We start from the raw sequence: 21,936 nt of genomic DNA, 5'->3' as shown, positions 1-21,936 counted from the left end.
TCGACTATAGCGAGCTCAGGCGGCGGCGCGTCCTCCCGCGCGGGTCCACGGCACGACCAGCCCCAGCGCGCTGGCGCGCCAGAGCAGGAAAGCAACGATGCTCACGTTCAGCAGGTTCCAGGCGATGCCGTTCAGGAAGGCGGCGCGGTACGAGCCGGTCAGGTCGAACACGGCGCCCGACATCCAGCCGCCCAGCGCCATGCCCAGGAGCGTCGCCATCAGCACCGTGCCCACGCGCGCGCCGGCCTGCTCGGGCGGAAAGTACTCGCGCACGATCAGTGCATAGGCCGGCACGATGCCGCCCTGGAACAGGCCGAAGAGGCCGGACACGAGGTACAGCGACACCAGCGCGTCGGAAGGCAGGAACAGCAGCAGCGCGATGCCTTGCAGCACCGACCCGAGCAGCAGCGTGCGCAGGCCGCCGATGCGGTCGGAGATCCAGCCCGAGACCAGGCGGCTGACCACGCCCATGCCGAGCATCAGCGACAGCATCTCCGCGCCGCGCGCCGGCCCGAAGCCCAGGTCGCCGCAGTAGGCGACGATGTGGACCTGCGGCATCGACATGGCCACGCAGCACGACACGCCCGCCACGCACAGCAGCGCGAGCAGCAGGTTCGGCGAGAGCCCGAGGGGGCGCGACGACGCGAGCGCCGGTGCGGCGCTTCCGCCCGGCGCCGCCGCAGCGAGCGGCTGCGACGGCGGCCGGCGCCGGAGCACGAGCGCCAGCGGCACCATGCTGGCGATGCAGAACACGCCCAGCCCGATGTACGCGTGCCGCCAGCCGTAGCCCTCGATGAAGTACTGCAGCACCGGCGGCCAGAACGCGCCGGCGGTGTAGTTGCCGCTCATGCAGATGGCCAGCGCGAGCCCGCGGCGCCGGTCGAACCAGCGCGAGGTGTCCGCCACCAGCGGCGCGAACGTGGCGGAGGTGCCGAGCATGCCCACCAGCAATCCCTGCGCGATGCCGAACAGCGCGAGCCCCGGCGCCAGGCCCGCGGCGATGAAGCCCGTGCCCAGGCCGACCGCCCCTATCATCACGACCACCATCACGCCGAAGCGATCCGCCACCCGGCCCATGACGATGCCGCCCACACCGAACCCCAGCATGGTCAGCGTGTACGCCAGCGAGGCGTCGCCGCGCGCCACGGCGAAGTCTTCCTGCATGCGCGGCAGCACCACCGTGATGGCGTACATGCCGGAGCCGCCGATCGTCATGAGCAGCAGCGACATGGCCAGGCGCGCCCAGGCGTAGGGGGACTCGATGAGGTGGCGTTCGTCGACAGGCATGGGCGCGGGGCATCGTAGCCGCCGGGCAGCGCGGCGTCAGCCTGAGGAAAGCCCGGACCGTAGTCGGGCGACTACAGCGCCAAGCGGCCCGCCACCGACGGGCCGCGCCCATGCTGGAGCTTAAGTTCGGTGGAGAACGAGGACAGATCCATGCAACGCACCGGCACGCGCCGCCACTTCTCGATGGTCCGGGAATTCCACCTGGCCGACTTCTTCACCCTGGGCAACGCCGCCTGCGGCGTGGGCGCCATCCTGCTCGCGATGCTCTTCATGGCCACGGGCGAACGCGCGCACTTCCTGGTCGCCGCCGCCCTGGCGCCGGCTGCCTTCATCCTCGACGTGCTCGATGGCCGCATCGCCCGCGCGCGGCACCAGCACTCGCCGCTCGGGCGCGAGCTGGACTCGCTGTCCGACGTGATCTCCTTCGGCATGGCGCCCGCCGCCCTGGGTTTCGCCGCCGGCCTGCAAGGCGGCTGGGACGCCGCGGCGCTGATCTACTTCGTGTGCTGCGGCGTGAGCCGCCTCGCCCGCTACAACGTCACCGCGGAACAGCTCGCGGGCGACGAATCGGGCAAGGTCAAGTACTTCGAAGGCACGCCGATCCCGACCAGCGTGGTGCTGACCGGCCTGCTCGCGTGGGCCGCCTGGGAAGGCCGCATCGGCGAGCGCCTCTGGGGCGGCGTGATGGACCTCGGCCCCTGGGACCTGCACCCGCTCGCCCTGCTCTTCGTGCTCTCCGGCAGCCTGATGATCAGCAAGACCTTGCGGATCCCCAAGCTCTAGAGCCCTAGGTGCGCGGCCGGTTCTTCTGCCAGATCGCGAACAGGATCAGGCCGTAGGAGATGAGGCGCAGGCCATAGATTTCGGGGCTGTCTTCCTGCGTGTCCAGGAAAAGGCCGATGGCCACGCGGTCGCAGGCCTCCAGCCAGAACGACAGCGCGAACCAGAGGAAGAAGCGGTCGCGCGTCTGCCGCCAGAAGCGGAAGAAGAACAGGCCGGCGACGACCCAGCCGGCCGCGATCGCGCCCATGATCATCTGCTCCATTCAGTCTTCCTCCCAGATCAGGCCGAACAGCAGCAGGAGCACCGCCGCGAGCGCCCACGCCAGGCGCCACAGACCCAGGTCCACGGACGTCGGGAAGACCACGCGGTCCAGGACCAGCAGGACGTTGTTGACGCTGAGGCACCCGAAGCACAGGGCGCTCCAGAACAGCAGCCGGGCCCGGCTGGCCCACCAGCTGCGCCACAGCAGGACGGCGCAGAGGATGGAGGTGAAGGCACAGAGTGTGTAGATGAGCGCTGCCATGCTTCGCTTCAGTCCTTGCGGAAACGGAACGCGTCGGCGAACTGGCGCGCGCGTCGGTCGATACGGGAGTGGATGAGGCTGGAGACGGTGACCAGGTCGGCCGCGTAGGCGTGCGCGAGGCGGTCGAGCAGCTCTGCAAGCTCGGCCGTGGGAGCGTAGCGCACCCAGCCCTCGCCCGCGGCCACCCCGCTTTCACGCAGCTGCGCAATGAGCTCGGCCGCGCTGCGCTCGGGCACGTACAGGCGGCGCGCCAGCTGTCCCGCGTCCCACTCGCGGGACGCTTCGGCGCGCAGCAGCAGCAGGGCCTCCAGGTACGGGACCGAAGGCACGCTGCTCAGGATGTAGCGGCGCAGGTCCGCGCTCAACTCGGGGACGCTCATTGTTCTGGCCGCCACTGTAGCGGTTGCCGGCTGCTTTGGGGCCCGCGCGCGGCACGCCTGTCCCAGAATCGGCGGCATGCCTGCTGTCGAAGCCGCCGACCTGCGCCTGTTCCTCGCGCTCTGGCCGGCGCCCGGCTGCCGGGAGCAGCTGGTCGCCCATGCGGACGGCTGGTCGTGGCCGGAGCGCGCGCGCCGCACGCGCCCCGAGCGGCTGCACGTGACGCTGCATTTCATCGGGAACGTGGCGGCGGCACGCTTGCCCGAGCTGCGCGAGGGACTGGACGTGGGGCCGGCCGACGGCGCGGGCCTGGTGCTGGACGAGGCGAAGGTGTGGCACGGCGGCATCGCGGTGCTGGAGGCGAGCCGCGTTCCGGCGGCCCTGGCGGACCTGCACGGGAGGCTGGCGGAGCGGCTGCAAGCGCTGCAGCTGCCGGTGGAATCACGCCCCTGGCGGCCGCACGTGACGCTGGCGCGCAAGGCTTCCGGGGCGCGGCCGCTCGCCTTCGCGCCGTTGCCATGGAGCGGCGCACCGGGGTACGCGCTGGTGCGCACCCTGGGCGGCGGCCGCGGCTACGAGACCGTTCAGGCCTTCGGCTGAGCCGCGGACTTGCGCGCGGCGTCGATCGCGGCGCGGGCCGCGAGTTCCGCGTTCAGCGCCCGCTCCAGTGGCGAGCGGCACAGGCCGGCGTGGCCGTACTGCAGGTTCTCGTAGAGCTCGGCGGTGGCCGGCGATGCTTCCAGCACGGCGTCCAGTGCCGCGTCGTGCGGCGCGCTGCGCAGGGCTTCGGCCAGGTGCTCCACCACCCCGCGGTACTGCTGCGCGTCCACCGCTTCGGCGCTGCGGTCCAGGCGCTCCAGCATGCGGGCGAGCATGACCAGGTTCTTGGTGGCAGTCGTGTTCATGGCTGGCACTTGGGGATGCGCGGCCGCCATTGCAAGAGGCAGGAACGCCATGAAAAAGGGCCTGCCGGATGGCAGGCCCTCGCGCGTGGCGTGCGCGACGCTCAGTAGGCGAAGTCCACCGTCTTCGAGCCGGAGGTCAGGTCCGCCGCCGACTCCTTCGTGGCGAGGCCGGAACCCGTGACGCGGATCTTGTACTTGCCGGCGTTGGCGGCATCCGCGGTCGGCGCCGGCAGGCCGGAGGCCGAGAACAGCTGGAACTCCGGCGCGGCCAGCGGCAGCAGCATCGTGTACTTCTGCGCATCGTCCGGACGGGTGCTGTTCACTTCCACCAGGCGGGTCCCCACGGTCTGGCGCGCGGCGACGAACGCGTTGTCCGCGATCGTGGAGGTGCCGACGGCGGTGCTCGCGCTGATCGTGCCGGTGACGGTGCCCAGGGCCGAGGCGCTCAGCGCGATCGTGCTGGTGCTCGTGTTCAGGCTCACCGTGGACGTGCCGACCGGCACGCTGTCCACCACGCGGGTGGCGGCGCCCTGGGTCGTGTCGGCCGCGAGGCCGCTGCCCGTGATCACCACGGTGTAGGTGCCGGTGGGCAGGTAGGACAGCACGAACTTGCCGGTCGCGTCCGGGATCGTGGAACGCACCACGGCGCCGTTCTGCTGCGCGGACACGTTGATGCTGCTCAGGGTGGCGGTGGCCGTGCCCTGCGCGACGCTGCTGCTCACGAAGCCCTGGATCGCGCCGGCGGGCTTGGACGAGAGGCGCACGACGGGCTTGAGGATGTACTTGCCGTTGCCGGTGAGCACGATCGACTTGCACGCATCGAAGTCCAGGAGGAGGTCGCTGACCTCGTCCTCGGCCACCTCGAAGTCCGCCTTGATCTTCAGGCCGCTCTGCTGGCCACTCGGCGTGGTCAGCGGCTGCGCGGTGCCGCCGATGGGCGTGACCGTGTTGCCGGTGTCCGCGAGCACCAGGCGCAGCTGGTGGTAGGTGCCGGCGGGCACTTCGGCGCTGCCCAGGTCCTTCAGCTGCCCGTTCGTGAGGTTCACGAGGTCGATCTGCACCGGCGCGTTCGGCGGCACGATGTCGCGCCAGCCGCTGCCGCCATCGTTCGTGCCGGTGTCGTCGCTCATGTGCACGCGCACCTTGGCGACGTTCACCATCACGTGCTCGTAGCAGGCCGGCGCATCGGTCACCGACAGCTGCAGCGTGCCCATGGGGGTCGCGCCGCCGCCACCGCCGCCACCGCAGGCCGCCAGCGCCACCGCCGCTCCCACGCCCGTGAGGGCCAGCATCCAGCGCTTCATCGTCTTCTTCTCCATCCAACTTCCTTCGTGGTCAAGACACGCGCGGATGGTGCAGGGGCGGAGGGACCCGGCGGTGTCGACGCGTAACGCATCCTGCCCGCAACGAGCGGACGGTCATGGCGTGCGGACCGGCGGTCGCTTGTGTGCGCTCCTGTTGCGGGCGGATACACCGCGCGCGGCAACGGCGCGACAGCAGAAGGTTCTACTTCCTGGAACCCCGGGGGTCGTCGGCGTCGGGCGACTCGGAAGAATCGGAGAAAGGCTGCGTGGGCTCGAACTCCTCGCCCTTCGGCGTGGACCGGCCGGCGGCATCGGCGAGAGCCTGGTCGCGGATGGCGAACAGCGCCTCCAGGTCGCGCTGCACGTCCTCGTCGCTCTTGGGGGGTTCGGCATCCGCCGCCAGCGGGTCCTCGGTGGGTTCGAAGCCCTTCAGCGCGCCGGCGCGCAGGCCGGGCATGGGCATGAGCGGCGCCGGGCCGCTCTGCGCCCAGGTGCGCGGGTCCGGCATCTCGGCGGCGTTGAAGCCCTGGAACTCCCAGCCGATGCTCAGGAGCCAGTCGCGCGCGCGCGGCTCGAAGCGCGCGAGCTCGCGCTCGAAGCTGTCCTGGAAGGCGAAGACATAGGCGAGCAGGCGGTCGTGCGCCTGCTTGACCACGAAGTTCACGTGCAGGCCGTGGCGCCCGACGCGGTTGACGGTGGACAGCATGCGGCACTCGATCCAGTCGGAAGGGATGCCGTGCTTGCGCATGGTGTCGCGCAGGATCACCTGCACCAGCTCGCGCCGCGGCGCGTTGCGCGAACCTTCCTGGTCGGACGAGTCGGGCTCGCTCTCGTGGAACTGCGTGGAGTGGGCGGCGGCGCCCTCGCTCCCCTTGCCCCCGAAGATCCGTCCGATCAGTCCCATGCAGTCATCGTACCCTCATTCCCGCAGCTGGAACCGCATCCGGGTGCCGGCGAGCTCCAGGACGTCCTGATCCGACAACATCACCGGGTCGCTGCCCATCGCCTGGCCATTGAGCAGGGGCGCGCTGGCCCCGCCGAGGTGGGTGACGAAGAAGCCGCCGCGGCGGTGCGCGACCGAGACGACGGACACGCCGGGCTTGCCGAAGGTGGTGACCGCCTTCACCACCGGCACCTCGAGGCCGCTGGACGAACCCGATTCGACGGTGAAGCTCGCGTGCAGCTGCGGCGCGTCCGGCATGAAGGCCTGCGTGCCGCCGAAGGTGCTGGGCTCCTCGCTCGCCTGCAGGTAGCGGATGCGGTAGGGGCCGATCGCGATCACGTCGCCGTCGTTCAGGCGCGTGCGCTCCTTGACCATGCGGTCGTTGACGTAGGTGCCGTTGGTGCTGCCCAGGTCCTGGAGGTAGACGTCCGCGACGCCCACGAGGTCGAAGGCGCAGTGCTGGCCGCTCACCACCATGGTGTCCAGCACGATGTCGTTGCCGGGCTTGCGGCCGAGCGTCGTGCGGTCCTTGTGCAGGTAGACGTGCTTGACTTCGACGCCCTTGACGGTGGCAATCAGCTGCGGCATGCCGGTCTCCTCACCGCGACCCGCGGCCGGACCATGCTACCCGGCGCGGCAGGCCGCTTCAAGCGGTCGGACCCCGGCCATGCGGACGAAGCCGGAAGTCCAGGATGCGCGTGGCGAGGAAGGTCTCCGCCAGGAAGCACAGGAGCGCCGCGAGGAAGGTGGCCACCCCGAGCAGGAAGCTGCCGATCGCCCAGCGGCTGATCTGGATGCCGCTGGTCTCGCCGAGGAACAGCACGATAATGGTCACGCCGATCAGGAAGGCGCAGGTGGTCAGCAGCGCGATGCAGGCGTTGGACAGCTTGCCCCGCACGCGCAGCGCCTCCAGTTCCTGGTGGGCGAGCTCCGGGCCGCCGGGGTAGGTGCCGGTCAGCGCGCGGTCTTCCACCGTCCGCGCGCGGTCGATGATGCGCGCGAGCCGGCCGGCCACCGCGCCGATCATCCCTGTGACCGCCGTGAGCAGGAACACGGGCGCGACCGCGAGCTGGATGCCGTGCGTGATGGAGGAGCCGTCGAGGGGAAACGCCATGCCGCGGATTATGTCCGCGCGGCCGCGCGCGTTGATGCAGGTCAAGCGTGGCCCGCAGCGGGCGGCGCAGGATGGACGCATGCCCTCACGGAGTTCCCCCATGTTCCAGCGCATCCTGCTCGCCACCGACGGCTCCGCCGCTTCCGAACACGCCGCCCGCCTCGCGGTCGACCTCGCGAAGGTGCACGGCGCGAGCGTCACGGGTCTGTACGTCGTGGACCCCTACCCTTACCTCGGCATCGGCGAGTCGAACCCGCTCGGTTTCCAGGCCTACATGTCGGCCGCCCTGCAGCACGCCGCCGATGCGCACAACAAGGTGCTGGCGCTGTGCGAGCAGGCGGGCGTCTCGTTCCAGCCGCGCCTCGCCGAAGACGTGGCCGCGGCGAGCGGCATCCTGCAGACCGCGAAGCAGGCCGAAGCCGACCTGATCGTCGTCGGCTCGCACGGCCGCACGGGGATCGCGCGGCTGATGCTGGGGAGCGTGGCGAGCAAGGTGGTGGCCGAGTCGCCGGTGCCGGTGCTCGTCGCCCGATAAGTCAGGCGACGATGCTCGCGCCCGCGCCGCGCAGGCGGCCGAGCACGTCCTGCCAGCGCTGCGTGTGCTCCGCGTGCAGGCGGCTGCCCGCCGCGAGCACGGGCTGGAACTTCCAGCCCTTCACCTGCTGCGCCTCGAACCACGCGCGCGCCCGCTGGCGCACGATCCACGCCGGGGTGCGCCACGCGCCCCAGGGTTCGGCCGTGCGGGCCAGGTCCGGGCTGCTTTCCAGCGCGCCCTCCGCGTAACTGAGCAGGCCGTAGCGGCGCGGCGTCGAAGGCTGGCGCGGGCCGTCGTCGAAGGTCTCGAAAGTCGTCGCGTCTTCCAGCGCCGCGGGCAGCAGTTCGCGCGCCACCAGGTGGTGGCCGCCGTCGTGCCCCTCGCCGGTCTTGAAATGCAGCACCGGCCGCAGCTCGAAGCCGGTGAGCCCGCTCGCGCGCAAGGCCTGCGCGAGGTCGCCGCCCAGGACGTACTCGCCGGTCCACTCGTCGACGTGGCTCAGCGCGCCACCGGCGAGCGTCTTGCTCAGGAAGATGCGCTGCGGCAGGCGCACCGCCCAGCGGCTCGCCGTGGGTTGCAGGGTCTCCTGGTGGTAGGCCGCCATGGTGGCCTTCGAGTCGGCGCGCGTCTGGCCGACGGTGCTGCGGCAGACCGCCTCGAAGTGGCTGCAGGCCTCCAGCTCGGTGGCGGTGCACTGCACGTCGCGCAGGAAACTCACGGGTTCGCCCTCGGCCAGCGCCAGCAGGCGCGGCAGCACGGGGCCGGACGCATCGAAAAAACGGGGGAACAGGAAACCGACGGCGGGATGCGCCTTGGCTCCCAGCGCCCTGGCCAGGGCCTCGTCGGCACCGAGGCGGCGCGCGAGCCCCGGGCTGCAGGGACGCAGCGCGAGCATGATCTTCATGGGCCGAGATGGTAGCCAATCGCCACGGCAGTGCCGGAACCGCGCTCCGTGCGACACTGCGCGGCCCCATGTCCGCCGTCCCGCCGCCCTCGCGCCCGCTCGCCATCGCCCTCGCCGGGCTCGTCTCGCTCGCCGTCGCCATGGGCATCGGCCGATTCGCCTTCACGCCGCTGCTGCCGATGATGCTGGCGGAGCGCTCGGTGACGCTCGCGGGCGCGAGCCTGCTGGCCAGCGCGAACTACTTCGGCTATTTGCTGGGCGCGCTCGCCTGCACCTTCCAGCCGTGGATCTGGCGGCGCTTGGGCGCCTCGCCCGCGGTGAACGGGCCGCGGCTGGTACGCGCCGGCCTCGTCGCGACCGCGCTGCTGACCCTCGGCATGGCCTTGCATGTCGAGCCCGCATGGCCGGTGCTGCGCTTCCTCGCGGGCGTGGCGAGCGCGGTGGTCTTCCTCTACACCTCGGGCTGGTGCCTGGAGCAGCTCGCGCGCCGCGGCGTGCCCGCGATGGGCGCGCTGATCTACGTCGGGCCGGGCGCCGGCATCGTGGCAAGCGGCCTCGCGGCGAGCGCGTTGGTGGCGATGGAGGCACCGGCGGCCGTGGGCTGGGCGACGTTCGCGGTCCTCGCGGCGGGGCTGAGTGCGTCGGTGTGGGCGGTGTTCGACTTGCGGCGCGGCCTGGCGGCGCCTGCGGTGACGGGCGACGGGTCCTCGGCGACCACGGAAACGCAGCGCATCGGGCCGGGGTACATGGCGATGCTCACGGTCGCCTACGGGCTGGCGGGGATCGGCTACATCATCACGGCGACCTTCCTGCCCGTGATCGCGCGGCAGGCCTTGCCCGGATCCCCGTGGCTCGATCTCTTCTGGCCCTTGTTCGGTGTCGGCGTGATGGTCGGGGCGATCGTCGCTTCGCGGCTGCGGGCGGCCGACCTGCGCCTGCGGCTTGCCGCCTGCTACGCGATCCAGGCTGCAGGCGTCGCCGCGAGCCTGGTGAGCCCGACGCTGGCGGGCTTCGCGATCGGCAGCCTGTTGCTCGGCCTGCCGTTCACGGCGATCACCTTCTTCGGCATGCAGGAAGTGCGGCGCGTGCGGCCGCGGCAGGCGACGAGCTACATGGGGCTGTTGACGGCGATGTACGGCGTGGGCCAGATCGCCGGTCCGCCGCTCGCGGCGTGGCTGGTGGCGCACAGCGCGGACGCGGCGCAGGGGTTTGCAAGGTCCTTGTGGATCGCGTGCGGGATGCTGGTGGTGGGAGCGGGGATGTATGTCGTGATGGCGCGGAGGCCGTAGCGCTTCGCGGAGCGCTGGGGTTCGCTGGCGCGAAACCCAGCCTACGAGCTACCAGCAACTCACCGCGCCGCCACCTGCTCCGCCGCCTTGGCCCGGCTCAACGCCGGATACGGATTCACCGCCTCCCCTTCCCACCACTTCGGCGGATCGCCGAGGCGGAACACGGCGAAGTGCAGGTGCGGCGTGCCGGGGTCCGCGTTCCCCGTGCTGCCCACGTAGCCGATCACGTCGCCCCGATGCACTTCCTGGCCCTCGCGCAGGCCTTCCGCGTAACGCTGCAAGTGCGCGTAGTAGTAGGCCAGCTTGCCGTCCGGGTCGTACTGGTAGATCGTGAGTCCGCCCGGCTTGCTCGTGAACAGCTTCGTGATGCGGCCGTCGTCCAGTGCGACCACCGGCGTGCCCGCGGGCGCGAGGATGTCGATCGCCTCGTGCTTGCGCGAACCGCGGCTCTGCTCGAAGTTGTCCGCGAGGCGGCTCGGGGCGATGCCCGCGACGGGGACCACCAGCGGGCGCTGCGCCAGCAGCAGCGCGCCCTGCGCGTCACCCGCATCGCGTACCGCCGGCAGCGGTGCAGTGGAGACGGCGGGCGGCGCCTCGGGCGGCACGGCCGCTTGCGGCGGCGCGGGCTCCGGCGCCTGCGGCTGCGCCACCGTGTTCTCCTGCACGTCCGGGCGCGGCGGATGGACCGTGGTCACCACCTCGCGGTCGCAGCCGGCCAGCACCGCGGCCAGGGCGCACGCGAGGAGCAAGCTGGCGCGGCGCATCGCGCTCACTGCTTCGCGGTCGCGCCCTCACCCGACCTGGCGCGGATCGGATGCTCCTGGAGGAAGCGCTCCAGTTCCGTCGGGGCAGCGACGCCCGCGGCGACGTTGTCGGTGGGCATGCTGCCCGTCCCCATGGCGGGGCCGCCCATCTCGCTCGTGCCGGGCTGCTGCGGCGCCGACATCGTCGTATCCGAGGGCGCCGAGGCGCCTGCGGCCGGCGCCTCCGCGGCGGGCTGCGTCGCAGGCTGCGGCGCTTCGCTGCTCGCCACGCTCGTCGTGTCGGCCGGCGCGGGCGCGGGGGCCGGTTCGCTCACGGACGACGACGCCTGCTCCTTCGACGCGTCGTGCACGGTGACATCGCAGGCTTGCAGCGACAACGCCGCCGCGGCCGCCAGCAGGGCCAGGCTCCAGGTCTTCATGCTTGCACCTCCACGGTGATGCCCTTCTCGGCGACGGTGGACAGCCGCACGACGTCCCAGTTGGTCAGGCGCACGCAGCCGCTGCTTTCGGCGCGCGACATCCGCGACGGTTCCGCGGTGCCGTGGATGCCCGTGTGCTCCTTGCTGAGCGAGAGCCACATCACGCCCACCGGGCTGTTCGGCCCCGGGGGCAGCTTCACCTTCTTGTCGCTCTTCGGGTTGCGCAGCAGCTCGGGGTTGTAGCTGTAGTCCGGGTTGGGCGCCTGCGCCACGATCTGCAGCGCGCCTTCGGGCAGCGGGAACTCCTGGCCGCCGATGGTGACGGGGAACGCGCCCATCACGCGGCCGTCGCCACCGATCATGTAGAGCATCTGGTCGGACTTGTCGATGCGCAGCGACGCCGCCTTGGGCATCGTGGCCGCGCGGCCGACGTCCGGCACCACGATGGACTGGCCGGCCTGCAGGTTGCGTCCCTTGTTCAGGGCGGCGAACAGCTTCGGGCTCATGTGGAAGCGTTCGCTGACCGCTTCTTCCATCGACTGGTAGCCGAGCGAGGGCAGTTGCGATTGCCCCTCGGGGTCGTCCTTGGGGATCGTCACGTAGGGACCGGCGACGTCCTGCTCGGTGAGCACGTAGCTCGCGAAGGCGGGCGACTGCTGGCCGAGCGCCTGCCAGGTGGCGGCGTCCACGACGCCGCTGGCCGGCAAGCCGCGCGCTTCCTGGAAGGCAGCCAGCGCCTTCTTCATGTTGCTGCCGAAGCTGCCGTCGATCTCGCCGACGGAGAACCAGTTGCGGTCCAGCAGCACCTGGGCGCGGATCACGGCGGGACCCTTGTCACCCTGCCGGAGTTCGGGGGTGGCGGTGTCCGCGTTCAGCTGCTGCACGTGCTGCGCCGCGTCCGCGGGGAAGCCCGCCGGCACGATGGCCGTGGACTTCTTCGCCGCGGCGGCCTGCGGCTTGGAGTGCGTGGCGGCCTGCGCGAGCGCGGGGGCGGCGGCGATGCCGAGCGGCAGCACCAGTGCCAGCGCGCGCAGGAGTTCGGATGTCTTGTGGGGCATGGCAGGGTCTCCCTGTTTCTTGCCCTACCGTAGCGCGCCGGCCCCCGCGGCCATGTAGTCGCGCAGCGAAGGCGGCAGTCGGCCGCCGCTGGCCGCGCGACGAAACCGGTGCCTGGCTCAGCCGGCCTGCACGTCGATGTGGAACAGCCCCCAGGGGCAGTTGGCGAAGCGCTGGTCGACCGGCTTCGCCATCATGTCGGGGAAGCGGTCGGGGTCGTACAGCGCCCACAGCGGCCCCAGGCCGCCCAGCGGCATGGGCTGGCCGTCCAGGTGCGTGGCGACGATGAAGCGGTACTTGGCCACGTCGGCCAGCGTGACCACCGGCGCGTAGCCGTCGACGGCGCGCATGGCGAGCTTGCCGCCCTGCCCCGACACGCCGGCCGCCTTCAGGACGTCGGTGACCAGGGGGCCCGAGAGCTTGTGCGGCTTGCTGTCGTATTCGAGCGTGGGCTGGATCTGCACCGCCGGCAGCGCGGTGAGCGCGGCGAAGTCGAAGGCGTGCGCGTTGGTGAAGGTGAGCTTCTGCTTGCCCATCATCTGGTCGCGGATCGGATCGAACGGCCCCCGGTTCGCGCGCACGCCGGCGCCCGTGACGGTCAGCAGCGCGGGGCCCTTCAGGGCCTTCGCCGCATTGCCCTGCGCGAGCGCGGGGCCGGCCGCGCCGACGAGTGCGGCGCCGAGGAACTGTCGCTTGTCCATGAACCCTCCTCCAGGATGGTCGCGGATCATAGGGCCGGGCCGGGCTCCTTCGCAACATCCTGCAGGAAGTCGCTGCCGTGCAGCTCGCTGCGCACGCCGGCGGCATGCAGCCAGCCGGGGTACACCGCGCGGAAGTCGGCGACGATGCGTTCGAGCGGCATCTCCGCGTAGCTGCCGCGGTCCTGGAGGTACTCCATGTGGCGCTGCCCCGACTTGTCGAAGGGGTGGTAGATGGAGTCCTGCAGGCCGTCGAACTCCAGCGGGTGCAGGCCGAAGCGGTCGCACAGTTCGACGTTGAAGGCCGGCGTGGCCTTGCGCCACGCGCCTTCCAGCCACAGGTCGGTGTAGCCGTGCCAGATGAAGACGTCGGTCTGCATGGTGTCGCGCATGCGTTGCGTGGACAGGTGGTTGCGCACGTCGGCGAATCCCAGGCGGGCCGGGATGCCGGACGCGCGCGCCGCGGCCGCGAGCAGGGCGGCCTTGGTCACGCACCAGCCGTAGCCGAGCGAGAGCACCGAGCTCGCGCGCATGCCTTGCGCTCCGAGGTCCAGGCGATAGGGGTCGTAGCGGAAGCCGTCGCGCACGGCGTAGTACAGGGACACTGCCTGCTCGCGCCGCGTGGCCCCTTGCCCATGGCGCTGCGCGAAGGCGCGCACGTCGGGATGGTCGCTGTCCACGAGCGGCGTCGCGGCCAGGCACTGGTCGGGAGAGGGAGGCTGCATGGCGTCCCTCAGGTGAAGCGCACGGACAGCGGCGCGAGCGGGGCGCCGAACCCGGCGCGCCACTGCTCGCCGCGGTGCACGGGCCAGGCATCCGTCCAGGTGCCGGTGGTGACGACGTCGCCGGGCTGGAGGTCGGTGGCGCCGGGGCAATCGCGCAGCGCGCCGAGGAAATGCGCCAGTGCATGCAGCGGGCCATCGAGCACGTTGGCACCCACGCCTTCGTCGACGGGCTGGCCGTCGCGGGTGAGGCGGATGCGCGCGGCGGCGAGCTGCGCGTCAAAGGCGGCGGCATCGCTCGCGTCCACCGGGATGCGCCGGCCCACGAGGAGGCGCGCATGCAGGCCGCTGTCGGCGACGGTGTCCGCGGCGGTGAACTTCCAGTCCGGCATGTGCGACTGCACGATCTCGAAGCCGGGCGCCATCCACTCGATGCAGGCGAGCAGCTGGTCCAGCGTGGCGCGCGCCGGCGGCGTGGCCTTCAGGCCGAAGACGCATTCGGGTTCGATCCGCGGCTGGCAGGTGCCGGCCAGCGCGAGTTCGCCCTCGCCTTCGCAGAACGTGAGCGTCGTGTTCCACACGGTGCCCCAGATGGGCGCGTAGACGCCGTAGCGTTCCCAGATGGTGCGGTTGGTGAAGCCGATCTTGTAGCCGCGCGGCTGTTCGCCGCGACGCAGGCGCAGCTGCCGCACGCTGAGCGCACGCTCGTAGGCTTCGCCGAGCGCGAGGCCGCAGCCCGCCGGCCAGGGGGTGGCGTCGTCGAGGTGGCGGAGGAGGAGTTCGGGGGTCATGGGCGCAGCTTAACGCGCCCGCGTCCTCACCCCTTCGCCAGCGCCGCCTTCCGGTCCGCCTGCACCCGCTGCGCCGACGCCCGTTCGCCGATGAACTTCAGGTAGGGCTTGTAGTCGATGCCGTTGGCCAGCAGCAGGTCCTCGCCATACACCGTCTTCGTGGCGAGCCCCGCGAGCGGCAGGTCGACGAAGGCGCTGCAGTCCGCCATGGTGAAGATGTCGCCCGCCGCATACGGCGCCATCTTCAGCAGGCGCTTCACGCCGGCGAGCTTCTGCTCGATCTCGCGGCGGATGCGGGCCAGGTTGCCTTCCGACAGCGGCGGCGCGCCGAAGAAGGCCACGCCATACAGCTGCCGCACCGCCATCTCGAGGTGCCAGTCCAGGAAGGTGACGAGCTCGCGCACCTTGGCCGCCGCGAACGGGTCCTTCGGCAGCAGCGCGGGCTGCGGGTGCACGCTTTCGAGGTATTCCAGGATCACCTGGCTCTCGCACAGGCAGCCCTGCTCCGTGGTGAGGAAGGGGATCTTGCCCAGCGGCGAACTGGCGAACAGCGCGTCGTCCTTGTTGCGGAAGTCGACCACCTGCTCCTCGAAGGGCACGCCCTTCTCCAGCAGCGCGAGCTTCGCCTTGTTGTGGTAGTTGCTGATCGGGGAACCGTGCAGGGTGAGCATGGCGGGCCTCACTCGATCCTGGCGCCGGATTCCTTGACCACCTTGGCCCACTTCGCCGTCTCCGCCTGGATCAGCGAAGCGAGGGCTTCGGGCGTGCCGGGGTTCGGGTCCAGCCCCAGCTTCGCGAGCTTCTCCTTCACGTCGGGCATGGCCATCACCTTCAGCGTCTCCGCGTTGATGCGCATCTGCACGTCGCGCGGGATGCCCGCGGCGCCGAGCAGCGCGAACCAGGACGTGGCCTCGAAGCCGGGCAGCCCCGACTCCGCGATCGTCGGGATGCCTGGTGCCGCGGGCGAACGCTGCGCGCTCGTGACGGCAATCGCCTTCAGCTTGCCTTCCTGCACCAGGGGCAGCGCCGAGGGCATGTTGTCGAAGATCATCTGGATGCGCCCGCCCAGCAGGTCGGGGATGGCTTCCGCGCGGCCCTTGTACGGGATGTGCTGCATCTTCACCCCGGCCAGCGTGTTGAACAGCTCGCCCGAGAGGTGGATCGAGGTGCCGCTGCCGGACGAACCGAAGAACAGCTTCTCCTTCTTCGCCAGCTCGACCAGCTCCTTCACGTTGTTGGCCGGCACGCTCTTGTTGACGACCAGGAGGTTGGGCGTGGACGCCAGGAAGCTGATCGGCGTGAAGTCCTTGATGTTGTCGTAGGGCATCTTCGCGTACAGCGAAGGGTTGATCGCGTGGGTGCCCACCGTGCCGACCACCAGCGTGTGGCCGTCGCCCGGCGCCTTGGCCACGATGTCGGATCCGAGGTTGCCGCCCGCGCCGGGCTTGTTCTCCACCACGATGGGCTGGCCCAGGCCGCTCCACTTCTCCGCCAGCACCCGCGCCAGCGTGTCGGGCGCGCCGCCGGGCGGGAAGGTCACGATGATGCGCACCGGCTTCGTCGGCCAGGCGCCTTGCGCGTGGGAAGCCATGGGCGCCAGCGCGGCGGCGATCAGCAGGGCGGGCACGGCCGCGAGCAGGCGGACGCGGGAACGGGACATGGCGGTTCTCCTGGGACGGGGTTGCATGCAAACATTCTGGGGGGCCGGGCCGGCGGCGCCGCTAGGGGTTTCCGCCGTTCCCGGTCGCCAAGCGGACAGCCCGTTATGCTTGGCGGCCATGCAAGCCCCGTCCCTCCCGGCGCCCGAGGAGATCGCCCTCCTCGAGCCCTTCGAGCGCATCGGCCTCGACCGCATCGCGGTGGTGGCCACCGAAGCGGAGGCCGAACTCGCGGCCGACGCGCTCGTGCTCGCGCCCGTGTGGGGCTTCGACACGGAGTCCCGCCCCACCTTCGAGGCCGGCGTCGCCTCGGAAGGGCCGCACATCGTGCAGCTCGCGACGCGCGAGGCCGTCTTCATCTTCCAGCTGCACGACGCAGGTTGCCGCGCGATCGCCGGCGAGCTGCTCGAGCGCTCCGGCATCATCAAGGCGGGCTTCGGCCTGCGCGACGACAGGCGCCGCATCGTGAACAAGCTCGGTGTCGAGCCGCAGGAAGTGCTGGACCTCGACACGGTGTTCCGTGAGCGCGGCTACCGCCGGCAGATGGGCGTCAAGGCCGCGGTCGCGGTGCTCTTCGGCAAGCGCTACCTGAAATCCAAGCGCGCGGCGACCTCCAACTGGGCGCACCGCCGGCTGACGGAGTCGCAGCTGCTGTACGCCGCCAACGACGCCTGGGCGGCCTTGCGCGTGTACGAGGCGCTGGGCCTGGCCGGCTGAGCCAAGCTGCCTCAGCCAGGAACAATTCGCGCTGCATCGCAGATGCATGTACGACGATTGAACTTGCGCGCGTAGTCCCTCTCCTACTGCGTTCATGTCCTGGAGAGCCACCCCGATGTTCAAGACCGGTGCCGCCGCGCTGCTCGCCCTCGCGGCCGTCTTCCCTTCCCTGTCCCGTGCCGAAGCCTTCGACCAGGGCATGGACACGCTGTGGGAAGTGCTGTGGCACCAGAGCGGCACGGCGACCCGGGTCGTGCGCTGGGAGGAGGACCTGAAGGTGCGCGTCTACGGCGCCAGCGCTGCCACGAAGAAGGCACACACGCTGAAGGCGCTGCGCGATGTCGCCGCCGAAGCGGGCCTGAAGGTCATCGACGTGAGCGACGCCGCCGATGCCGCCCAGCAGGCGAACGTCAGCATCGAGATCGTGCCGGACAGCCAGCTCAGCGAAGCGCAGCCTTGCGAGACGCGGCTGAACTTCGGCGCCGAGACCAAGATCGATTCCGTGACCATGCAGATGCGCGAGAGCGAGGAATGGCGCTGCGCGTACCACGAGTCCATGCACGTCATGGGCGTGCGCGGCCACCCGGAAGGCTCGACCGTGCTGAGCTACTTCGCCACCAAGGTCGAAGGCCTGCAGCCGCTGGACAAGGCGATGCTGCGCGCCTGGTACTCGCCTCGTGCCCGCGGCGGCATGACGCCTTTCGAGATGCTCCCCATCCTGGCCGACGAGCTGGTGGCGATCCTGCCGGACAAGGCGAAAGCGAAGCAGTCGCGCGACCGCTACCTGTCCCGCACGGTGCAGGAGATGCAGGCCTTCGCGCAAGGGCAAGGCGACATCCCGATGATCGTGAAGCGCTGCGGCAAGTCCACCGAGCAAGGCATCCGCTACGGCCGCATGGAGATGAGCTACTTCCTCGGCGTGGCCTACCTGCAGGGCGCTTCGGTGGCCAGGAACGACACGCAGGCGGTGAGCTGGCTGCAGCGCGCGGCCAACCTGGGCAGCCGTCCGGCGCTGGCGCAGCTGGGCGCGGCAGGCGCGTCCCTCGCAGGGAAGAGCTAGGACTTCAGCACGTCCTGCACCTTCCGCAGCAGCACGTCGATCAGCACCGGCTTCCTCAGCAGTTCGATCTTCTGCGCCAGCAGGTCGGTGTCCGTCACCTCCTGCGCGTAGCCCGTGATCAGGATCACCTTCAGCGCCGGGCGTGACGCGCGCGCCGCGTCCGCCAGCTGCTTGCCGCTGACGCCGCCCGGCAGGCCGATGTCGGACAGCAGCAGGTCCACGGCACCCAGTTCGTTCAGCAGCTGCGCACCTTCGGGGCCCGTCGCCGCCGCGTGCACGCGGTAGCCCAGGCCGGTCAAGGTCTCGACGGCGAGCATCCGCACCACCTCGTCGTCTTCCACCACCACGATCACTTCGCCGCGGCCGCCCACCAGCTCGGGTGCAGGCTCCACCACCGGCCCCACCGCCTGCTCGCCGCTGTCGCGCGGCAGCAGCAGCGCCACGCAAGTCCCTTCCCCTTCGCGGCTCTCGATGCGCGCGAAGCCGCCCGACTGGCGCGCGAAGCCATAGACCATCGAGAGTCCCAGGCCCGTGCCCTGCCCGATCGGCTTGGTCGTGAAGAAGGGATCGAAGGCCCGCGCGATCACCGACTGCGGCATGCCCGTGCCGGTGTCGTGCACGCCCACCTCCACGAAGTCGCCGGCGGCCAGCACCTCGTTGGGCCCGAGCTGCGTCGCGGGCAGCTGCACGTTGCGCGTGGAAAGCGTGATCTGCCCGCCCCCGGGCATGGCGTCGCGCGCATTGATGGCGAGGTTCAGCAAGGCGCTTTCCAGCTGGTTCGGGTCGCACCGGGTCGGCCACGTGTCTCCCGCCAGGTCCAGCTGCAGCGTGATCGACTCGCCGGCCGTGCGCCGCACCAGGTCGCGCAGCGACTGCACCAGCGCCACGAGGTCCACCCGCTGCGGCGCCAGGGGCTGCTGGCGCGCGAAGGCGAGCAGGCGGTGCGTCATGGCCGCGGCGCGCTGCGCCGAGCTCATGGCCATGTCCACGAAGCGCGGGATGTTCGCCGAACGCCCGGTCTGCTCCAGCTTCCGGATCACGTCGAGCGCGCCCACGATGCCCTGCAGCATGTTGTTGAAGTCGTGCGCGATGCCGCCCGTGAGCTGGCCGATCGCCTCCATCTTGTGCGCCTGGCGCAGCTGCTCCTCGGCATGCAGCAACTGCTGGGTGCGGTGCTCGATCTGCCGCTCCAGCTCCTCGCGCGAGCGGCTCAGCACCTCGCGCGCGTCGACGATGTCCTGGATGTCGGTGCAGGTGCCGAACCAGCGCACGATGCGCCCGTCGCCGTCGCGCACCGCCTGCGCGCGCCCGAGCACCCAGCGGTAGGCCCCGGAGCGGTGCCGCAGCCGGTATTCGATGTGGTAGGGCTCGCCCGTGTTCAGGCTGTGCCGCCAGACGGCCCACGCGCGCTTCTGGTCGTCGGGATGGAACATGTCGTTCCAGCCCTGGCCGTCGGTGGAGCCGTAGGGCACGCCGGTGAACTCGTACCAGCGGTCGTTGAAGTAGTCGTGGAAGCCGTCGGCCTGCGTCGACCAGATCATCTGGTCGATGGAGTTGGTGATCGCGCGGAACTTGGATTCGCTCTCCGCCAGCGCCACCTGCGCGGCGACGCGCTGCGTGACGTCCGTCGCCTGGATGAAGATGCCCGTGATGCGGGCATCCGCGTCGCGCACGGGCTGGAACACGAAGTCCACGGTGCGCGGTTCGAGCGCGCCGTCGGCGAGCCGCCGCAGCTGGAGGCGCACCTCGTTGCCCACGAAGGGCTGCCCGGAAGCGTAGACGCTGTCGAGCGTCGCCACGAAGCCCTGCGCCGCGATCTCGGGGAGCGCCTCGGCCACCGTGCGGCCGACGAGGTCGCGCTCGCCCACGAGCCGCTGGTAGGCATCGTTCGCCAGCCGGTAGAGGTGCCGCGGCCCTTCCAGCCAGGCGACCGCCGCCGGCGCGTCCCGGAACAGGCGCTCCAGCTCGTCGAGGTCGTACCGGGACGGCGCCTCCGCCACCTGCCCCGCGCTGTCCCGGAAATCGCTCATTGGATCATGCGCATCAACCGCCCGAGAATGTCGTTCACCAGGTCCTGCACCGGGTCCTGGGGCTGCTCCCGCGGCTTGGGCCGCGGCCGCGGCAGGTCGAATTCGACCCGCGCGTCCACGGCGCGCGTGCGCAGCGCCTGCACGAAGAAATCGCCCACGATGGGCAGCGCGCTCCGTGCGCCCTGCCCCCAGCCGTCGCCCATGGTCGCGCGGTTGTCGTTGTAGCCGACCCAGGCGCCGGCCACCATCTGCGGGTGCATCAGGATGAACCAGCCGTCGGTGTTGTCCTGCGTCGTGCCGGTCTTGCCGGCCACGTCCGCCTGGATGCCCCAGCGCGTGCGGATCGCGGTGCCGGTGCCCTCGTCGATGACGGCGCGCATCGTGTCCACGATCTGCAGCGCCTGCGGCTTCGGCAGCACCTCCATGCCCTTGGGCCGCGTGAACAGCAGCAGCGTGTGGCCCTGGCGGTCATCGACGCGCGACACCAGCGTGGGCTCGCCCAGGTAGCGCCCGTTGTTGGCGAGCGTGCCGTAGGCGGTCACCATCTCGCGCAGCGTGACCGGGCTCGTGCCCAGCGCCAGCGAAGGCACCAGCTCCAGCTTGCTGTCGCGCACGCCGAGGTTGAAGGCGAGCTCGCCGACCTTCTGCGGGCCCACCTTCGCCATCACCTGCGCGGTGATGGTGTTGCGGGACTGCGCGAGGCCTTCGCGCAACGTCATCGGCTGGCCCGTGGGCGGCGTCGCGTCACGCGGCGTCCAGGGCGCGCCGCCCTTGTCGCGGTAGGTGACGATCTCGTCGACCAGGGTGTCCTGCGGCGAGAGGCCATGCGCGAAGGCAGCGCCGTACACGAAGGGCTTGAAGGTGGATCCCGGCTGGCGCCGCGCCTGGTTGACGTGGTCGAACTGGTCCTGCGTGAAGTCGGCGCTGCCCACCCAGGCCTTCACTTCGTTGCTGCGCGGGTCCACTGCGAGGAAGCCCGCCGACAGCAGCTGCCTTTCCTCGCCCTTGCGGCGGCTGCGGTCCGCCAGGTTCTGCAGTTGCTGGACCTGCCGGGTGACGGCGGCATTGGCAGCCTTCTGCAGCCGCGAGTCGATGGTGGTGCGCACCACCAGTCCGTCCGCGTAGATGTCGTAGTCCTCGCGGTCGGCCCAGGCGATCAGCCACTTCCTGATCTGCTGAGCGGCGTGCGGGGCGAGGCCCACCTGCTGGTCCTGCCGCTCGAAGTCGAGCCGCAGCGGCCGCGTGGCGAGCTGGTCGGCGCGTTTCGGGTCCAGCTTGCCGTACTTCGCCATCTGGGCGAGCACCGTGTTGCGGCGATCGCGGGCGCGTTCCGGGTTGAGCACGGGGTTGTAGTAGGCCGTGCCCTTGAGCATGCCGATCAGCGTGGCGCTTTCGAGCACGTCCAGCTTGTCCGCGGACTTGTCGAAGTAGGTCCGCGCGGCCATCTCGATGCCGAAGGCGTTGTACAGGAAGGGCACCGTGTTGAGGTAGGTCTCCAGGATCTCGTCCTTGGAGTAGATCGCCTCGATCTTCAGCGCCGTGATCGCTTCCTTGGCCTTGCGCGTGAGCGAGAGGGAGCGGCCGATCTCGTTGGGGTAGAGGTTGCGCGCGAGCTGCTGCGTGATGGTGGAGCCGCCCTCGCGCCGGCCGCGCAAGGTATTGAGCACCGCCGCGCCGGTGCGGCGGAAGTCGATGCCGTGGTGCTCGTAGAAGCGGCGGTCCTCGGTGGCAATGAGCGCATCGATCACCGGCTTCGAGATCTTGTCCAGCGGCACCCACTCGCGGTTGATGCGCTTGAACTCCGCCAGCACGATGCCGTCGGACGAGAGCACCACCGTGGGCACTTCGGACCTGGCCTTGCGCAGGTCGGAGATGCTCGGCGTGAAGGGGATCAGGACCAGCACGTACGCGAGCAGCAGGGCCGGCGGCAGCAGCGCGGTGCGCACCGGGTGCCGGCGTGCCAGGTCGCGCGCGCGCAGGAGGTGGTCGACGGCCCAGGCGCGGGCCCGGACGAGGGCCGGAGTCATGCGTTGGAATCTAGTAGTGCTTTAGGCTC

26 protein-coding genes are annotated in these 21,936 nt (G+C 70.8%); 6 read left to right on the top strand and 20 right to left on the bottom strand.

Translation table 11 applies throughout. The features are described 5' to 3' along the window. Positions 1-15: 15 nt before the first annotated feature. Positions 16-1,287 (bottom strand): MFS transporter, encoded by a 1,272-nt coding sequence (locus H8N03_RS10035; protein ID WP_187076023.1) that lies wholly within the window; start codon positions 1,285-1,287, stop codon positions 16-18. 150 nt (positions 1,288-1,437) lie between these two features. Between H8N03_RS10035 and H8N03_RS10030 the strand changes: the two genes are divergently transcribed. Next, entirely contained in the window at positions 1,438-2,070 is a 633-nt protein-coding gene (locus H8N03_RS10030; protein ID WP_187076022.1) for a CDP-alcohol phosphatidyltransferase family protein, read from the top strand. Between the two features lie 4 nt (positions 2,071-2,074). On the opposite strand, the gene H8N03_RS10025 is transcribed toward H8N03_RS10030, so the two are convergent. Genes H8N03_RS10025 through H8N03_RS10015 form a run of 3 tightly spaced genes read right to left on the bottom strand, consistent with a single transcriptional unit; the run spans position 2,075 to position 2,973 of the window. After that, a complete protein-coding gene (locus tag H8N03_RS10025; RefSeq protein WP_187076021.1) occupies positions 2,075-2,332 on the bottom strand; it encodes a DUF5985 family protein in 258 nt (85 codons plus the stop codon). Continuing rightward, the gene (locus H8N03_RS10020; protein ID WP_187076020.1) at positions 2,333-2,593 is read right to left on the bottom strand and encodes a DUF5985 family protein; all 261 of its coding nucleotides are present in this window, start codon (positions 2,591-2,593) and stop codon (positions 2,333-2,335) included. Positions 2,594-2,601: 8 nt separating this feature from the next. Next, a complete protein-coding gene (locus tag H8N03_RS10015; RefSeq protein WP_187076019.1) occupies positions 2,602-2,973 on the bottom strand; it encodes a hypothetical protein in 372 nt (123 codons plus the stop codon). A 76-nt stretch (positions 2,974-3,049) separates the two neighbouring features. Between H8N03_RS10015 and thpR the strand changes: the two genes are divergently transcribed. Next, positions 3,050-3,571 carry an RNA 2',3'-cyclic phosphodiesterase gene (thpR, locus tag H8N03_RS10010; protein WP_187076018.1) on the top strand — a complete coding sequence of 174 codons (522 nt, stop codon included), beginning with the start codon at positions 3,050-3,052 and terminating at the stop codon, positions 3,569-3,571. On the opposite strand, the gene H8N03_RS10005 is transcribed toward thpR, so the two are convergent. From H8N03_RS10005 to H8N03_RS09985, 5 genes are all read right to left on the bottom strand, one after another. Beyond that, positions 3,556-3,876, bottom strand: a complete 321-nt coding sequence (locus tag H8N03_RS10005; RefSeq protein WP_187076017.1) for a hypothetical protein — start codon at positions 3,874-3,876, stop codon at positions 3,556-3,558. The two genes, thpR and H8N03_RS10005, sit on opposite strands and share 16 nt — an antisense overlap. Positions 3,877-3,977: 101 nt before the next feature. Then, positions 3,978-5,195, bottom strand: coding sequence for a DUF4382 domain-containing protein (locus H8N03_RS10000; RefSeq protein ID WP_187076016.1), 1,218 nt, complete (start codon positions 5,193-5,195; stop codon positions 3,978-3,980). Between the two features lie 187 nt (positions 5,196-5,382). After that, positions 5,383-6,084 carry a hypothetical protein gene (locus H8N03_RS09995; RefSeq protein ID WP_187076015.1) on the bottom strand — a complete coding sequence of 234 codons (702 nt, stop codon included), beginning with the start codon at positions 6,082-6,084 and terminating at the stop codon, positions 5,383-5,385. A gap of 15 nt (positions 6,085-6,099) precedes the next feature. Further along, entirely contained in the window at positions 6,100-6,711 is a 612-nt protein-coding gene (locus H8N03_RS09990) for an FHA domain-containing protein (protein ID WP_187076014.1), read from the bottom strand. A gap of 58 nt (positions 6,712-6,769) precedes the next feature. Continuing rightward, positions 6,770-7,237, bottom strand: coding sequence for a DUF2721 domain-containing protein (locus H8N03_RS09985; RefSeq protein ID WP_187076013.1), 468 nt, complete (start codon positions 7,235-7,237; stop codon positions 6,770-6,772). Positions 7,238-7,337: 100 nt separating this feature from the next. Between H8N03_RS09985 and H8N03_RS09980 the strand changes: the two genes are divergently transcribed. Continuing rightward, the gene (locus H8N03_RS09980) at positions 7,338-7,772 is read left to right on the top strand and encodes a universal stress protein (RefSeq protein WP_187076012.1); all 435 of its coding nucleotides are present in this window, start codon (positions 7,338-7,340) and stop codon (positions 7,770-7,772) included. A 1-nt stretch (position 7,773) separates the two neighbouring features. Here the strand turns inward: H8N03_RS09980 and H8N03_RS09975 are convergent, their stop codons facing one another. Next, positions 7,774-8,676 carry a hypothetical protein gene (locus tag H8N03_RS09975; RefSeq protein WP_187076011.1) on the bottom strand — a complete coding sequence of 301 codons (903 nt, stop codon included), beginning with the start codon at positions 8,674-8,676 and terminating at the stop codon, positions 7,774-7,776. 68 nt (positions 8,677-8,744) lie between these two features. Between H8N03_RS09975 and H8N03_RS09970 the strand changes: the two genes are divergently transcribed. Beyond that, positions 8,745-9,965, top strand: coding sequence for a YbfB/YjiJ family MFS transporter (locus H8N03_RS09970; RefSeq protein WP_187076010.1), 1,221 nt, complete (start codon positions 8,745-8,747; stop codon positions 9,963-9,965). Positions 9,966-10,024: 59 nt separating this feature from the next. Here H8N03_RS09970 and H8N03_RS09965 read toward each other — a convergent pair whose 3' ends face one another. From H8N03_RS09965 to H8N03_RS09930, 8 genes are all read right to left on the bottom strand, one after another. Further along, on the bottom strand, positions 10,025-10,729 hold the full coding sequence (locus tag H8N03_RS09965) for a M23 family metallopeptidase (protein ID WP_187076009.1): 705 nt from the start codon (positions 10,727-10,729) through the stop codon (positions 10,025-10,027). A gap of 5 nt (positions 10,730-10,734) precedes the next feature. Then, entirely contained in the window at positions 10,735-11,148 is a 414-nt protein-coding gene (locus H8N03_RS09960) for a hypothetical protein (RefSeq protein ID WP_187076008.1), read from the bottom strand. After that, on the bottom strand, positions 11,145-12,206 hold the full coding sequence (locus tag H8N03_RS09955; protein WP_187076007.1) for a L,D-transpeptidase family protein: 1,062 nt from the start codon (positions 12,204-12,206) through the stop codon (positions 11,145-11,147). The genes H8N03_RS09960 and H8N03_RS09955 overlap by 4 nt, the downstream gene beginning before the upstream one ends. Before the next feature lie 117 nt (positions 12,207-12,323). Further along, entirely contained in the window at positions 12,324-12,905 is a 582-nt protein-coding gene (locus tag H8N03_RS09950; protein ID WP_187076006.1) for a putative pterin-binding protein, read from the bottom strand. Positions 12,906-12,931: 26 nt separating this feature from the next. After that, positions 12,932-13,627: a transglutaminase domain-containing protein gene (locus H8N03_RS09945; protein WP_187076005.1), complete on the bottom strand. Its 696-nt coding sequence runs from the start codon at positions 13,625-13,627 to the stop codon at positions 12,932-12,934. Between the two features lie 8 nt (positions 13,628-13,635). Then, positions 13,636-14,415 (bottom strand): 2-keto-4-pentenoate hydratase, encoded by a 780-nt coding sequence (locus H8N03_RS09940; RefSeq protein ID WP_187076004.1) that lies wholly within the window; start codon positions 14,413-14,415, stop codon positions 13,636-13,638. Between the two features lie 26 nt (positions 14,416-14,441). Continuing rightward, entirely contained in the window at positions 14,442-15,086 is a 645-nt protein-coding gene (locus H8N03_RS09935; RefSeq protein WP_187076003.1) for a glutathione S-transferase family protein, read from the bottom strand. A gap of 8 nt (positions 15,087-15,094) precedes the next feature. After that, entirely contained in the window at positions 15,095-16,075 is a 981-nt protein-coding gene (locus H8N03_RS09930) for a Bug family tripartite tricarboxylate transporter substrate binding protein (protein ID WP_187076002.1), read from the bottom strand. Between the two features lie 118 nt (positions 16,076-16,193). On the opposite strand from H8N03_RS09930, the gene H8N03_RS09925 reads away from it, so the two are divergent. Both H8N03_RS09925 and H8N03_RS09920 read left to right on the top strand, forming a co-directional pair. Beyond that, positions 16,194-16,790 (top strand): 3'-5' exonuclease, encoded by a 597-nt coding sequence (locus H8N03_RS09925; RefSeq protein WP_187076001.1) that lies wholly within the window; start codon positions 16,194-16,196, stop codon positions 16,788-16,790. Between the two features lie 94 nt (positions 16,791-16,884). Next, positions 16,885-17,850 carry a hypothetical protein gene (locus H8N03_RS09920; RefSeq protein WP_187076000.1) on the top strand — a complete coding sequence of 322 codons (966 nt, stop codon included), beginning with the start codon at positions 16,885-16,887 and terminating at the stop codon, positions 17,848-17,850. Here H8N03_RS09920 and H8N03_RS09915 read toward each other — a convergent pair. Continuing rightward, complete coding sequence (locus H8N03_RS09915; protein ID WP_187075999.1) at positions 17,847-19,880, bottom strand: hybrid sensor histidine kinase/response regulator; 2,034 nt, start codon at positions 19,878-19,880, stop codon at positions 17,847-17,849. The two genes, H8N03_RS09920 and H8N03_RS09915, sit on opposite strands and share 4 nt — an antisense overlap. Continuing rightward, positions 19,877-21,907, bottom strand: a complete 2,031-nt coding sequence (locus H8N03_RS09910) for a penicillin-binding protein 1A (RefSeq protein WP_187075998.1) — start codon at positions 21,905-21,907, stop codon at positions 19,877-19,879. The genes H8N03_RS09915 and H8N03_RS09910 overlap by 4 nt, the downstream gene beginning before the upstream one ends. Between the last annotated feature and the right edge of the window lie 29 nt (positions 21,908-21,936).

The sequence above is a fragment of the Ramlibacter cellulosilyticus genome (genome assembly GCF_014297465.1).
Taxonomy (GTDB): domain Bacteria; phylum Pseudomonadota; class Gammaproteobacteria; order Burkholderiales; family Burkholderiaceae_C; genus Ramlibacter; species Ramlibacter cellulosilyticus.
The sequence above is the reverse complement of the archived record's forward strand: the minus strand, read 5'-3'. Positions and strand labels throughout refer to the sequence as shown.

What these genes read in the sequence shown, in the direction of transcription:
- H8N03_RS10020 (WP_187076020.1), bottom strand. Translation starts at nt 2,593, where the DNA reads ATGGCAGCGCTCATCTACACACTCTGTGCCTTCACCTCCATCCTCTGC.
- H8N03_RS09920 (WP_187076000.1), top strand. Translation starts at nt 16,885, where the DNA reads ATGTCCTGGAGAGCCACCCCGATGTTCAAGACCGGTGCCGCCGCGCTG.
- H8N03_RS09945 (WP_187076005.1), bottom strand. Translation starts at nt 13,627, where the DNA reads ATGCAGCCTCCCTCTCCCGACCAGTGCCTGGCCGCGACGCCGCTCGTG.
- H8N03_RS09990 (WP_187076014.1), bottom strand. Translation starts at nt 6,711, where the DNA reads ATGCCGCAGCTGATTGCCACCGTCAAGGGCGTCGAAGTCAAGCACGTC.
- H8N03_RS09910 (WP_187075998.1), bottom strand. Translation starts at nt 21,907, where the DNA reads ATGACTCCGGCCCTCGTCCGGGCCCGCGCCTGGGCCGTCGACCACCTC.
- H8N03_RS09985 (WP_187076013.1), bottom strand. Translation starts at nt 7,237, where the DNA reads ATGGCGTTTCCCCTCGACGGCTCCTCCATCACGCACGGCATCCAGCTC.
- H8N03_RS10005 (WP_187076017.1), bottom strand. Translation starts at nt 3,876, where the DNA reads ATGAACACGACTGCCACCAAGAACCTGGTCATGCTCGCCCGCATGCTG.
- H8N03_RS10030 (WP_187076022.1), top strand. Translation starts at nt 1,438, where the DNA reads ATGCAACGCACCGGCACGCGCCGCCACTTCTCGATGGTCCGGGAATTC.
- H8N03_RS09980 (WP_187076012.1), top strand. Translation starts at nt 7,338, where the DNA reads ATGTTCCAGCGCATCCTGCTCGCCACCGACGGCTCCGCCGCTTCCGAA.
- H8N03_RS09965 (WP_187076009.1), bottom strand. Translation starts at nt 10,729, where the DNA reads ATGCGCCGCGCCAGCTTGCTCCTCGCGTGCGCCCTGGCCGCGGTGCTG.
- H8N03_RS10000 (WP_187076016.1), bottom strand. Translation starts at nt 5,195, where the DNA reads ATGGAGAAGAAGACGATGAAGCGCTGGATGCTGGCCCTCACGGGCGTG.
- H8N03_RS10025 (WP_187076021.1), bottom strand. Translation starts at nt 2,332, where the DNA reads ATGGAGCAGATGATCATGGGCGCGATCGCGGCCGGCTGGGTCGTCGCC.
- H8N03_RS10015 (WP_187076019.1), bottom strand. Translation starts at nt 2,973, where the DNA reads ATGAGCGTCCCCGAGTTGAGCGCGGACCTGCGCCGCTACATCCTGAGC.
- H8N03_RS09960 (WP_187076008.1), bottom strand. Translation starts at nt 11,148, where the DNA reads ATGAAGACCTGGAGCCTGGCCCTGCTGGCGGCCGCGGCGGCGTTGTCG.
- thpR (WP_187076018.1), top strand. Translation starts at nt 3,050, where the DNA reads ATGCCTGCTGTCGAAGCCGCCGACCTGCGCCTGTTCCTCGCGCTCTGG.
- H8N03_RS09975 (WP_187076011.1), bottom strand. Translation starts at nt 8,676, where the DNA reads ATGAAGATCATGCTCGCGCTGCGTCCCTGCAGCCCGGGGCTCGCGCGC.
- H8N03_RS09970 (WP_187076010.1), top strand. Translation starts at nt 8,745, where the DNA reads ATGTCCGCCGTCCCGCCGCCCTCGCGCCCGCTCGCCATCGCCCTCGCC.
- H8N03_RS10035 (WP_187076023.1), bottom strand. Translation starts at nt 1,287, where the DNA reads ATGCCTGTCGACGAACGCCACCTCATCGAGTCCCCCTACGCCTGGGCG.
- H8N03_RS09915 (WP_187075999.1), bottom strand. Translation starts at nt 19,880, where the DNA reads ATGAGCGATTTCCGGGACAGCGCGGGGCAGGTGGCGGAGGCGCCGTCC.
- H8N03_RS09925 (WP_187076001.1), top strand. Translation starts at nt 16,194, where the DNA reads ATGCAAGCCCCGTCCCTCCCGGCGCCCGAGGAGATCGCCCTCCTCGAG.
- H8N03_RS09935 (WP_187076003.1), bottom strand. Translation starts at nt 15,086, where the DNA reads ATGCTCACCCTGCACGGTTCCCCGATCAGCAACTACCACAACAAGGCG.
- H8N03_RS09950 (WP_187076006.1), bottom strand. Translation starts at nt 12,905, where the DNA reads ATGGACAAGCGACAGTTCCTCGGCGCCGCACTCGTCGGCGCGGCCGGC.
- H8N03_RS09955 (WP_187076007.1), bottom strand. Translation starts at nt 12,206, where the DNA reads ATGCCCCACAAGACATCCGAACTCCTGCGCGCGCTGGCACTGGTGCTG.
- H8N03_RS09940 (WP_187076004.1), bottom strand. Translation starts at nt 14,415, where the DNA reads ATGACCCCCGAACTCCTCCTCCGCCACCTCGACGACGCCACCCCCTGG.
- H8N03_RS09930 (WP_187076002.1), bottom strand. Translation starts at nt 16,075, where the DNA reads ATGTCCCGTTCCCGCGTCCGCCTGCTCGCGGCCGTGCCCGCCCTGCTG.
- H8N03_RS09995 (WP_187076015.1), bottom strand. Translation starts at nt 6,084, where the DNA reads ATGGGACTGATCGGACGGATCTTCGGGGGCAAGGGGAGCGAGGGCGCC.